The sequence below is a fragment of the Sulfidibacter corallicola genome, assembly GCF_017498545.1.
In the GTDB taxonomy this organism is placed as follows: Bacteria; Acidobacteriota; Holophagae; order Acanthopleuribacterales; family Acanthopleuribacteraceae; genus Sulfidibacter; species Sulfidibacter corallicola.
The window spans coordinates 5,902,928-5,915,967 of the sequence record NZ_CP071793.1 but is presented as its reverse complement, the minus strand read 5'-3'; the positions used below and the strand labels follow the sequence as shown (position 1 = coordinate 5,915,967).

Sequence of the window (13,040 nt, the reverse complement as noted above, 5' to 3'; positions counted from 1 at the left end):
ATGCTCCAGTCCAAATCCGCAACGAAGCGCTCGACTCGCTTCGTGCGAAGTCAATCGGGTTAAAAAACAACCCCGTCAGGGGATTTCGGACTAGCGATGGGTAGTGGGAGGCGACCCCCCACCAAAGGACAGGACACCCATCTCCGAAAACCCCGGGGGCTCGGGAACGGGCGGAGGATAGTAAGGTCAAGGACGAGGACACGTTTTTTCAAGGGACCGTTCTCACAGTTCGATGTCCAGGAACATGCGAGCGAAAAAAAGGCGGACAATCAAACGGGAAATATATCGCAGATCACAGAAATTTTAATTTCCCCTATCCCATTGCCTATCGGAATTTTCATGAAATCGCTCCATTGCCTGTTTTTCCTCATGTCGCGAATTGTCTGTCGGCATGATGCTCAAGGTAATGTCTGCCTATCTATTTTTCAAGAAAAAATTGACCAAACAAAAGAAACAAAACACAATAAAATGTCACTTAACCCACTTAGGTCCGTCAAAAAGCGATCAAACAGAGGCCAATTAGACGGATCGTTCTTCACGACCACCAAAGTGACATGTTATGGATAACCCCATGCGACACAACGGATGTAGCACGAGTCTCGTTAGTAGAACGCCTCAGATCCCATTGTTTTTCCTTGACATGCCATTTTTTTACCAAGATATTACAACCATACTTCAAAATTAATGGTTTCATGTTGAAATCACTGTTGTAATTAACCCGAAAGCCTTTTTTAACCCAGCTTCACAAGCAACCACAAAAAGGGTATCCGTGGTTCGTGGGTAATCGTGAGTGCCTGGGTGCCACCACTTTCCGTCGAAGGAGGGCGCATGTTTCGCCAGTTTTGCGGGATTCTCGGGATTGTTCTGTTTGCCAGTCTTAACCTCTCGGCCCAGAACTACGACAAGATGACCATCGAGGACATCCTCGCTACAGAAGTCACCATGCTGTTCAAATCCAAATCGACCCCTCTCAAGGCGCCCGGTATCATCACCATTATTTCTCGATCTGAAATTGAACGAAGCGGTGCTCGTTATCTTTCCGAAATCCTCAACTACTCCATCGGCATCGAGGCCAATCGGAGCATTTTATTCGGTACCCACACGACCTTGGGCATTCGCGGCCGAACCACTGAATTCGGCGAGGACATTTTGGTCCTGCTCGACGGACAACGCCTCAACGACGTCTTCTCCGGAGGTGGTCTCCAGTTGGTGAAAGACCTGAGCCTGAACCACATCGACCGCATCGAGATCATTCGCGGACCGGGCTCCACGTTGTTCGGCTCCAACGCCTTCGTCGGGGTCATCAACATCATTTCATCCAAGTACGAAACCACGGACAAGCAACGGCTGTCGATCGCGGGCGGTAGCTTCGAGGCGGTCGAAGCCGGCGTGAGCATGCGCTGGAACAGCGGGAAGCTGCGCGGCCTGGTAACCGCCAACACGCGCACGGACGACGGCGAGGATTACCAGTACAGCCAGGCCTTTTTCCGCCTGCCGGGGCAAGTGCCGGCGATCCAGGATCCCATCGAAGAGCAACTCGACGTGGGCGTCAAGCTGGGTTTCGAGAACCTCAACTTCCAAGTGGATTGGTTCAAGCGCGAAATGGACAGCTTCATGCCCTGGGGTTTCTTCAGCCATGAATGGGAAAACCCGTTGCTGGAAACCAATCGCGACGACAGCGAAATGACCCGTGTACAGGCCAATTACGATTGGGAAGTCAACAAGGCCCTGACCCTGTCGGCGGCCATGCGTTACAACCGCAGTGAAAACGAACAGGCCTACTTCATCGCTCCGGAAGGGGTGAACGTGGCCGGCGTCGTCCTGAACGAAGGCTGGATGGGCGGCCCCAACCACGAAATGGACAACGCGGAGTTCGAAGTACGTTTGAACTACATCAAGGGCGATCACGAATTCATCACCGGTGCGGTCGTCGCCCGCGATCGCCTGGTGGATTCGAACTTGATTTTCAATTTCACCATTCGCGACATCATTTTGGGCAACCACGTCACCGGCGATGACTGGCTCGTCCAGGAAGGCGATGCGGCGTTCGTGGACAAACAAGACCGCGACATTCGCAGCATCTACATCCAGGACACCTGGTATCCCAACAGCAAGTGGGGCATTACGGCCGGGATTCGCTACGACGATTACAACGACTTCGGCGATTCGATCAACCCACGACTCGCCGCCGTCTACAACCTCAGTGAAGTGTGGGTCCTCAAACTGCTCTACGGACGGGCCTTCCGCGCACCCACGTTCAGCGAGCTCTATACCCGCAATCTTCCCAACGCCCTTGGCAACCCGGACCTGAAGGCCCAAACCATCGATACGGTCGAAACCAGTGTCTATTGGTCGGCCGGACCCCAGTTCTCGATTACCGTCTCCACGTTCTACAGCTACTACCAGGACCTGATCAAACAGGCATTCTCGTTCGACACCGCCCAGTCCTATTTCAACGGTGAGGACGGCGACAACGACTATGGCGTGGAACTGGACACCCAATGGCGCATCGTGCGCGGCACCAACCTGCGGCTGGGCTACGCCTACGTGAAATCGGAGGATCACGAGGGCAACCGGCGCCTGTTCTCTCCGGAACACAAAGCCACCCTGTCGTTCTCGCATGAATTCGGCAAACGCGGGTTGATCAGCCTTTCCGGTTTCTACCACGGCTCACGGCTGATTCAGTCGCTGACGCCGGCGTTCACGGTGGAAAACGTGGAAATGGACGGTTCGACGGTGCTTTCGGCCCATGGTCGCCTGCGCGACCTGGTCCCCCACCTGGACTTGGAGCTGACACTGTTCAACCTCACCGACGAAGAATGGTACAGCCCGGGATTCTCGCCCGTCCTGGCTCCGGAAAACGTGCTCAACCGCGGCTTCGAGTACCAGCTCAAGGCGAGCTACAACTACTGAACCCGGCCACGAGAACCAGAGCGGCGCGCCGACAGGGCGTGCCCGCAACATCGCGAACGGCGTCGCCGCCATAACTTTGGCGGGGGCGCCCCGTTCGCACCACATCCCTACCGCATGGGCTTCGCGCGTTCACTTCTCTTTCGGCGGCGATGCGTCCTCGCGGGCATCGAACCACCCGAAGTAGGTTTCCCGTTCCACCTTTTTGGCGCGGAGCCGCACCGGGCTCTCCACCTTGATTCCCGAAGGATGCACCGGGCAGTGTTGCTCGCACAGACCGCACCCCACGCAGGCCTCGAGCACTTGGGGATGGAAATCGTCGCCGATGACGATCGCCTGCTCGGGGTAGGGGCAGGCGTCGTAACAAAGGGTGCAGACCTTGTCTTCGTAGGTCTGACAGAAGGACTCGCGCACCACCGCGTGTCCCATGTCGACGCGACCGTCGGGCAGTGGTCGTAGGGCGCCGGGTTCGCAGGCGCCGATGCAGGGAAAATCGTCGCAGAGGCGGCAGGCCTGCTCGTCCGGCTGGATGAACGGTGCGTTGGCACTCAGACCGGATTCGATCGGCTGGCGCTTGATGGCGGAATAGGGGCAGACCTCGATGCAGGCCGAACAGCGCGTACAGGTCGCCAGAAACTCGATTTCCTCCAAGGCGCCAGGAGGTCGAATCGGCGCATCGAGCATTTTGCCGAGCTTGCGGTCCACCTGGTTACTGATCCCCTTGCGAAAAACGGAAAAAAACTCGCCCAAGAAACCGCGGCGATTGTGGGGGTCCTGGCTGGCCATGCACGCTTCCCATGAGGTCGCCCGTCGACGGAACCGATTGTTTCGGTTGAGGTTCGCGACAGGATGAAGTGAGGGCGAAATCGACCGGTTCCGACCAGGGATCGCCCCGCTCTCCAGTCTAGCCGGAGCCGGCAGTCGCGGGCAAGCACGGGAAGCCCGGTCCCCTCGTAAAACGGTGGCGGGACAAGGGTGATCGGCCCATCGCGGCCAAACGCCACCGGTACTGGCGGGGCTTCGCCGCATGCGCTAGAATGCGGGTTTGGGACACAAACCAAGGGGAGGGGGAACGTCATGACGACACCCGTGGCCGAAACCGCGAAAGGCAGTCAACACGCCGAATCCGGCACGCGCTGGAAGAACAAGATCCGCTTTGTCACGGCGGCATCGCTTTTCGACGGACACGACGCTTCGATCAACATCATGCGCCGCATTTTGCAGTCGCTGGGCGCGGAGGTCATTCACCTGGGGCACAACCGCTCGGTGGGTGAAATCGTGGACGCCGCCATTCAGGAAGACGCCCAGGGCATCGCCGTCAGTTCCTACCAGGGCGGCCACATGGAATATTTCAAGTTCATGTACGACTTGCTGCGCGAGCGTGGTGCCCCCCAAATCAAATTGTTCGGCGGCGGGGGCGGCGTCATCGTGCCCGAGGAAATCAAGGAGCTCCACGACTACGGCGTCACGCGCATCTTTTCGCCGGAGGACGGCGCCAAGATGGGTCTGGTGGGCATGATCGAGTACATGTTGGCCGAATGCGATTTCGACCCCACGCACATTCCGTTGGGAGATTCGGGCACACCGGTGAACCGCCTCGCCCGTCAGATCACCGAGCTGGAGCTGGGTCGCCGGGAGGGCGCCACCTCCGACAAGCGGGTGCCCGTGGTCGGCATCACCGGGACCGGCGGTGCGGGTAAGTCGTCGTTGACCGACGAGATCGTGCGCCGCTTCATCGACCACTACGCCGACAAGAAAATGGCCATCATTTCGGTGGACCCCTCCAAGCGACGCACCGGCGGAGCGCTCCTGGGCGACCGCATCCGCATGAACGCCGTGGCCTGCGCCGATCCTTCGGGCCATCCCCAGGTCTTCATGCGCTCGCTGGCCACGCGGGCCAGCAACCGCGCCACCAGCGAATGTCTGGTCAGCGCGGTCGAGTTACTGAAAGAGGCCGAATACGACCTGATCGTCGTGGAGACGGCGGGGATCGGGCAGGCCGATTCGGAAATCGTGGATCTGGTGGATTTCTCGGTCTACGTCATGACCAACGAATACGGTGCCGCGACCCAGCTCGAGAAGATCGACATGTTGGACTTGGCCGACATGGTCGTGCTCAACAAATTCGAGAAGCGCGGCTCGGAAGACGCCTTCCGCGACATCCGCAAACAGTTCAAGCGCAACCGCGGCTGGTTCGACCGCGACGACGACAGCCTGCCGATCCACGCGACCATCGCCTCGCAATTCAACGACAAGGGTACCAACCGCATGTTCCACGCGCTGGTGAAGATGCTCAACGAAAAGTGTGGGCTCTCGTGGCCGCTGCCGGAGATGGCGCGCATGGGCATCCCGGAAAAAGCGCCGATCATTCCCGGCGAGCGCCAGCGCTATCTCGCCGAGATCACCGAAACCGTGCGGGGCTACAAGGCCTGGGCCGAGGCGCAGGCGGCCATCGCCCGCACCCTGTACCAACTGCGCGGCAGCATCGACAGCCTGCGTGCGCGCATGCAGCAGACGGACCTGAACATCTCGGCCGCGGACGGTACCGGCCAGGTGGATTTGAGCCCGCCCGACTACCAGCACGCGATCGACAGCCTCGAACAACAATATCAATACGACCAGGCCAAACTCGATCCGCGCTGCCGCAAACTGCTGGAAGCCTTTCCGGCCGCCCGCGAAGCCTATCGCGGCGACGAGTTGGTGACCAAGATTCGCGACAAGGAAATCCGCAACACCCTGTTCACCACTTCGCTATCCGGCACCAAGATCCCCAAGGTCTCCCTGCCCCGCTACCAGGACTGGGGCGACCAACTCCTGTGGCTGCTGCTGGAAAACGTACCGGGTAGTTTTCCCTACACGGCCGGGGTGTTCCCTTTCAAACGTCAAGGCGAAGACCCCACCCGCATGTTCGCGGGCGAGGGCACGCCCGAACGCACGAACCGCCGGTTCCACTACGTCTCCAAGGAACAGCCCGCCAAACGCCTTTCGACCGCCTTCGATTCGGTCACGCTCTACGGGGACGACCCCGCCCGGCGCCCCGACATCTACGGCAAGATCGGCAACTCGGGCGTCTCGATCTGCAACCTGGACGACATGAAAAAGTTGTACAGCGGCTTCGACCTCTGCGATCCCAAGACATCCGTGTCGATGACCATCAACGGCCCCGCCCCGATCATTCTTGGCTTCTATATGAATGCGGCCATCGATCAACAGATCGAGCGTCATCTGCAGCAACAGGGTCGGCTGGAAGCGGTTCGCGAGGAATGGTACGGCCGCTACGACCAGAAAGGTCTCGAGCGTCCCTACTACGAAGGCATGGCCTACGACGCGACGTCCGATCGCGGGTTCGGTCTCGGTTTGCTGGGTATTCCCGGTGTGGAAACCGTCGATCCCGAGACCTACACGAAAATCAGTACCGACGTGTTCCGTTCGGTTCGCGGCACGGTTCAAGCCGACATCCTCAAGGAAGACCAGGCCCAGAACACCTGCATCTTCTCCACCGAATTCGCCCTGAAATTGATGGGCGACGTGCAGGAATTCTTCATCGAAAACGGGGTTCGCAACTACTACAGCGTCTCGATCAGCGGTTACCACATCGCCGAGGCCGGCGCCAACCCCATTTCCCAGGCGGCCTTCACCCTGGCCAACGGGTTCACCTTCGTCGAGTACTACCTGTCGCGCGGCATGGACATCAACGATTTCGCACCCAACCTGAGCTTCTTTTTCTCCAACGGCATCGATCCCGAATACGCCGTCATCGGCCGGGTCGCGCGCCGCATCTGGTCGGTGGCCATGGAGCGCCGCTACGGCGGCAACAGCCGCAGCCAAAAGCTGAAGTACCACATCCAGACCAGCGGCCGCTCGCTGCACGCCCAGGAAATCGACTTCAACGACATCCGCACCACCCTGCAGGCCCTCTACGCCATCTACGACAACTGCAACTCGCTGCACACCAACGCCTACGACGAGGCGATCACCACGCCCACCGAAGCCTCGGTGCGGCGCGCGATGGCGATTCAGTTGATCATCAACCGCGAACTGGGCCTCGCCAAAAACGAGAACCCGCTGCAGGGCGCCTTCATCATCGAAGAACTGACCGAGCTGGTGGAAGAAGCCATTCTTTCCGAATTCAACCGCATCTCCGAGCGCGGCGGCGTGCTTTCCGCCATGGAAACCCAGTACCAACGGGGCAAAATCCAGGAAGAATCACTCTACTACGAGGAACTGAAGCACAACGGTAAGCTGCCGATCATCGGCGTCAACACCTTCCTCAATCCCAATGCCGAGGACACGGCGGAGGGCTCGCTCGAGCTGATTCGCTCCACCGAGGACGAGAAGGAGCAACAGATCTCCTACCTGGCCAATTTCCAGAAGTTCTTCGCCGATCGATGCCCCGATCACCTGCACCGGGTCAAGGACGCCGCGATTCACCATCGCAACATGTTCCGCCCTCTGCTCGAAGCGACGCGCTACTGCTCCCTGGGCCAGATCTCGGGACTGCTGTACACCGTGGGCGGCCAATACCGGAGGAACATGTAGATGCAAGAAACCAAGAAGGTCCACATCGAGCTGGCGGAGGTCGATCGCGAGAGCACGTACAACTTGGGATTCTTTTCGGTCGACTTCGAGGATGGCTCGCTGTTGTTCCAGTTGCACGCCCGCGTGTGCGGCGATCCCAAGTGCCATTGCGACAACATCCAGATGGACTGGCTCACCCAGCACCAGCGCAAGAGCACCTGGTACACCGGCGAGCGCGAGTGGCACGACGAAAAGCACCAGCCCCTGCCGGACGAGGTGGCCCAGGTCTTCAAAATCGCCGAGGGCACCGAGGAATTCCAACAGCGCTACCTGCACCTCGTGTACCTGCGCCGCAAGATGATCCTTGTCGAAACCGGCTACGACCTCGAAAAGCCGATCATGGTGCCCACCGAGCTATTGTTGGACGGCGCCGATCCGGCCAATGGGTGCTTGGGCGAGGTGGTCAGTCACGACAAGGGCAAGGCCACCCGCTGGCAGTTCATGGTGGATACCTGCAAGGATCCCGAGTGCTACTGCTACAACCTGTTCGTCAACCTGAAGAGCAAAGGCGGCGACGAGCGCGCGCTCCTGGTGGACGAGAAGGGCCGAATGAGGGCGGCGGAAGGTCGACGCGAGAACAAGGCGCTACTGAAGCTGATCAAGCCCAAACTACAGAAGGACGACCGTTTCAAGAGCATGATCACTTTCTTCCAGGCCCATCGTCGCTTGGAGAACTACGCGCGATTCGTGGCCCGCTACGAAGCCGAGCACCTGCCGGTGGTGTGACCGACGCAAGACTCTCGTACATACCCTCAACATCCAGCCCTGACGAGACCATACTGGGAAGTTGATGATCCAAATTATTGCCCGCGGGTCGAATCTCTAAGGCGACCGTCCGTTCGGCGATAAACTTCAGGGGAAAACTCAGGCACCCAATCGGGACCAAATTGCATCAATTTTTCGAGACACCACACGAACATGGTCCGCAATCCGGTACAGGTGGCTTCGTTGCTAAGTACGTAGCGAACATCCAACAATTCGAGAACCGCTTGTGCCGCAGATCGTTCTCGGAAGTTCGGAGCTATTTTTTTCAGTTCATTTTTTGGATGTCGGATCGTTTCCACATCTCCCACGAAATCTTCAATTCCCGGGCTCAGATCCAGCGCAGTATTGGTTGCATCGGCATGCGCGAAATAATAAGCCTCGAGCATATAAACCAAAAAATGAACGGAGGCCCTATCCCGCTGGGTATCGGACAACACCGTATCCAAGGCCTGGCGGTATCGACCAAAGGTTTCTCGTTCGACGTCGCGCCGATCGAATTCCAGATCGTCCACAACGAGGGCGAAGTGGTCCGGCCCTCGACTGAGATAGCCTCGAACGGCAAGACCCAACTCTTCATCTCTGGTTGGAAGGCCCGCCAATTTGAGGTTTTTGGATCTTTCTCTCCGAGGACTCAATTGCTCGACTTTCCGTACGACCTCGAAATGGCAGGCTCTTGTTTCAGCCAAACTCACAAACAGCTTCGGCAGGTGTTCCCTTTCTCCCTCTCCCGTCACGAACAAGCCAAACCTCAAGAACTGATGACGCTCCTCCAATTCAGACCTCGCTGTCTTTGCTTTGAGGCGCGATGACTTCCGCCATGTAAAGGGAGCCAACGGAGTAGTCTTCCAAAAGATCGCCGATTCCGTCGATTTGGGTCAATGGCGTGACCAACGCCTCGCCTTGACCCCCCAGGGACATGGCGTATATGTCCGCAGCTTGGAATTGACTGATCAGCACAGGAGAATGCGTGGCAATGAGGACTTGTTTTCCCCATTCTCGAGTCGCGAGTTTGACGGCATCCGCAAAAACGGATAGAGCATGGGGATGCAGGGAGATATCTGGTTCGTCGAAGATGACGAGCTCATTCACATCGGTCCCCATCGAGAAAAGCGCGGTCAATAGAATGAGCATGGTCAAATAACCATCGGACACCCCCGAAGCCATAATGGGCTCACTGCGGTGCCTCTCCTGAAAATACGCATACAGACTGGAGGGACCTGTTTGCTCGATGAAAAAACCGTTGAATTCGGGAAATGCCCTCTTCATGAACGCGACGATTTGTTGATATCGATGATCCAGATCCCGTTTGTCATTAAGGTTTCGAATCACCGACCAAAGATTGCCACATCGATCGCTCAGCAAGGTGGTGGGACTCGACTCGCTTCCTCGCCATTTCAACGCGTGAAGATCCATCGAACGGGCATGGTAATAACTGATTCGCCGAAGTATATTGTCGACTTCTGCAAGGGCGCTCGACGCCACGCCCGAAGTGCGCGCCATGGTCAAAGCGGGTTTTTCGGGCTCGGGCAGGCTAATTGATTTGAACTTTCCAGGTTGGGTCGTCAGGGAGACTTTGGCACTACCAATGGAACGTTTGAGAATGAGCTTCCCCGAATCGTGCAGTATCTCTCCGACATAGGCATCTATCCGACCCTTGGCGAAGCCGAACGACATGCCATAATCGCCATGGGTTGTTTCGATACCGACCCTGATCTGGTCGTCGGGATCTGCGCCATCCCACCGCATGCCAATGCCGTGTCCCCTTCTCGACGAAGCCTGATCAACACCACGAATGAAGCAATCGCGAACAAACCAGAGAGTATCCAACAAAGAGGATTTCCCAGATCCGTTCGGACCAAAAAACACACAGCGATCTCCGAGTTCCAACTCGAGCTTCTGAATAGACCGATAGTTGTCAACGGTCAGTTTTTTAAGCAAGGTGGCCAATCGAGCCTCCAAAGGTTCAGGGCATATGGTTAGAACATTCTATCTAAATTAAAGTGAGGTACGTCAGCCCAAAACCTCTCACAACGCATTCCCCCGAAAAATTCACGTCGAGAAATCACATTTCCCCACCAGATTCGGCCGCTACGCCGTCGTCGCTCTCCCTCAACGCCACATGGCCTGCAGCTCGAGTACGGCGCGACGGCCCGGCTCGAATACACCCGAACCGTGTTGCTGGTAGAGCTTGTCGGTCAGGTTCTCCAGGCCCAGTTTGAGCGACAGGGTCTCGCTGAACCGGTAGTGGCCGCGCAGGTGGATCACGCCGTATCCCGGCGTGCCGCCCTCGGGGATGCGGCTGTCGCTGATATCGCCCGAACTCAGGCGATCCTGGGGATCGGCCCAACTGAAGGTACCGGTCAGCCCCCAGACATCGGCGCGATACCGCCACATCAGGTTGCCCCGCAGCGGTGGAATGCGGCGCATCGGCTCGTCGCGGTCGGTGGCGGTCCCCTCGGTCCAGGCCGCATCCACCTGCCAGTCGTGGCGTTTGTGCCAGTGTCCGGAAAGCTGAATCGAGACGCCGTCGATCTCGGCCTCGCCCACGTTGTCGAGAATGAAGACCGGCTCGCCCTGAAAGGTGTCCTGGCCCAGGTAGGTACCCGGAATCTTTTCCATCAGGTCTTCGTAGCGGCTGTGATAGACGGCGGTTTGCACCAAGACGCCGGGAAGCCGGAAGCGCAGGTTGGCCTCGTAGTTCCACAACCGTTCGGGCTCGAGATCGGGGTTGGGCGCGTCGAACCCCTGGTTGCTGGGCCCCAACGCGAGACTGTCCTCCAAGCTGGGCGCCCGAAAGCCCTGGCTGGCTCCCAGGCTCAATACGAAGCGCTCGCGTTTGACGCGCCAACTCAACGAGGGCGTCAGCTCGCTGTTGTCCTGCTTCACCAAACCGAGCGGTTCGGCCAGCGTGCCCTCCAGATCGACCCAGGAATGGCGCAGGCCGGCACGCAAGGTGTGGCCCTCGCCCAACGAGATGTCGGCGGTGGTGAAGATCCCGATCGCGCGGTACGCGGCGTCGTCGGGGAACTTGGCGTCGTCGGGCGTGATCTCGCCGGTCACCAGATCGATGCGTTCGGCGCTGGAATCGATGGTGTCGTGCGCCACGTCGAAGCCGTAGACCCACTGAACCCCGCGGCCGATCTTGGTGAAGGTGCCGTTGAACTGGAGGGTGTCCACCAGGTCTCGCGTCTCTCTCAGGCTATCGGGCGATCCGGTAGAAATGCGTCGATTGCCCTCGTCCTGGTTCATGTAGCCCAGGCCGATGTCGAAGTGGTCGGCCCATGTGCGGTGGCGTGAATTTTCATATCGCAGCGCGTGCATCGAAAACTGCTGAGGGTGGTACTCCCACAGCAAGTCACGACCCGACAGAATGCGATCCGTGCGCGGCACATGGGCCGCACGCGAGAGCCCGTTGATGACGCGCAACCGTTGGTCCTCGTCGATGGTCCAGGTGGCGTTGAGAGAGCCGTCCCAGCCGTCGTAACCGGTGGGAATCTGTTCCCCCACGGGGTCGGCGGCTTCCAAATCCTGAAAACGGCTGTACTTGAAATGTCCCTGAATCGAGAGATCGCCCCGCTTCCAGTTGCCGCTGAGCAAATGAGTGTTGGTACTGTCCGCGCTGCTGTAGAAGCCGCTGTAGCGCAGTTCGTCGTCCTCCACGTTGGCCGGATCGACGCTGCGGAGATGGACGGTGCCGCCCAACCCGTCGCTGCCGTACTGCACACCGCTCGGCCCGCTGAGTACTTCGAATTGCGCCACGGATGCCGCGGGCACCGTGTTGAGGTACTGGTTCAGGCCCAATCGATAGGTGGCATTGTTGAGACGGAACCCGTCCACCATCAACAACACCCGATTGCCCGACATACCGCGAATGATGGGCGAGCCGCCACCCAAGTTGGTTTTTTGGAGCAGGACCTCCGCTTCTTCCTTCAGCCAATCGGAGGTTTGGGTCACGGCACGCTCTTTCTGTGAATCGGGGCGAATGACCGAAATTTCACCGGGTACGTCCCAGGTAGACTGTCGCATGCGGCTGGCGGTCACGACCTCGTGAAGAATCACTTCCGAATCGGAGACGGCGAGGGTGACGGGGTTCTGGCCGTGGTAGTTGGTCCAAGCGCCCACGAGCAGGGTGCTGCCCTGGGCATTGACGATCTCGAAGGTGCGACTGTCCGCGGGAACGGTCAGTTGCACCGCACCGACCTGGGAAAAGTCCAGGACAAGTCCAGTATCCAGCTTGATGTACCATCCCTCGAAGGTCGTGACGTCTTCGCTGTGGAGGTTGACCGATACGGGTCCGGCCCACGCGTGCGGGGACAGGTACAGTTGGAGGAAAAGAAGCATGGATAGCATGTAAGGTTCTCCGGTGTGTTCGGGATGATGCGTGTTTCGATCGAGAATCTGAACGCGTGCAAGGACAATGCCCCGAGCCAAGCGTCGCGAGCCAGGTGGATATCCCCTTCTCGGCGGCCGAAAGAATATCATAGGAACAAAACGCATAACAAACCACCAGCCCCCGACAAGCGCGGTTCACAACTCGCGATCCGGTGTTGGGGCTCACGCCGGAATCCAGGTACGAGGATGCTTGGCAAAAGTCAAACGGTCGCAAGATTCACCAGGCGCAGAACCGTCACTCGTTCGCGCGAGAATACCCGACACCTGCTTTCTTATTGATTAATCCTTTTCATTCGAATTAACATAGTCTCTACAAACACTACTTTTAAGGTCCGCTGTTTCTCGGTTTCCAAGGGAGGAATGGGATAAGGCAAACCGAGTGGTTGGAGCACTTC

General features: G+C 58.4%; 7 protein-coding genes. 3 read left to right on the top strand and 4 right to left on the bottom strand.

The genetic code is table 11. The annotated features are described in order from the left end of the window. Positions 1-828: 828 nt before the first annotated feature. Entirely contained in the window at positions 829-2,913 is a 2,085-nt protein-coding gene (locus J3U87_RS18170) for a TonB-dependent receptor plug domain-containing protein (protein ID WP_237377201.1), read from the top strand. Between the two features lie 129 nt (positions 2,914-3,042). Here the strand turns inward: J3U87_RS18170 and J3U87_RS18165 are convergent, their stop codons facing one another. Next, positions 3,043-3,696 carry a 4Fe-4S dicluster domain-containing protein gene (locus J3U87_RS18165; RefSeq protein WP_237377200.1) on the bottom strand — a complete coding sequence of 218 codons (654 nt, stop codon included), beginning with the start codon at positions 3,694-3,696 and terminating at the stop codon, positions 3,043-3,045. A 291-nt stretch (positions 3,697-3,987) separates the two neighbouring features. Here J3U87_RS18165 and J3U87_RS18160 point away from each other — a divergent pair, with 291 nt between their 5' ends. Together J3U87_RS18160 and J3U87_RS18155 are read left to right on the top strand one after the other, a co-directional pair. Further along, entirely contained in the window at positions 3,988-7,449 is a 3,462-nt protein-coding gene (locus J3U87_RS18160; protein ID WP_237377199.1) for a methylmalonyl-CoA mutase family protein, read from the top strand. Beyond that, positions 7,450-8,214: a hypothetical protein gene (locus tag J3U87_RS18155; RefSeq protein WP_237377198.1), complete on the top strand. Its 765-nt coding sequence runs from the start codon at positions 7,450-7,452 to the stop codon at positions 8,212-8,214. Between the two features lie 74 nt (positions 8,215-8,288). Here the strand turns inward: J3U87_RS18155 and J3U87_RS18150 are convergent, their stop codons facing one another. The 3 genes from J3U87_RS18150 to J3U87_RS18140 all read right to left on the bottom strand — a co-directional run bounded on the left by J3U87_RS18150 (position 8,289) and on the right by J3U87_RS18140 (position 12,603). Beyond that, entirely contained in the window at positions 8,289-9,026 is a 738-nt protein-coding gene (locus tag J3U87_RS18150) for a hypothetical protein (protein ID WP_237377197.1), read from the bottom strand. A gap of 1 nt (position 9,027) precedes the next feature. Further along, positions 9,028-10,200, bottom strand: coding sequence for an AAA family ATPase (locus tag J3U87_RS18145; RefSeq protein ID WP_237377196.1), 1,173 nt, complete (start codon positions 10,198-10,200; stop codon positions 9,028-9,030). Between the two features lie 162 nt (positions 10,201-10,362). Beyond that, complete coding sequence (locus J3U87_RS18140) at positions 10,363-12,603, bottom strand: TonB-dependent receptor (protein WP_237377195.1); 2,241 nt, start codon at positions 12,601-12,603, stop codon at positions 10,363-10,365. Positions 12,604-13,040: the final 437 nt, after the last annotated feature.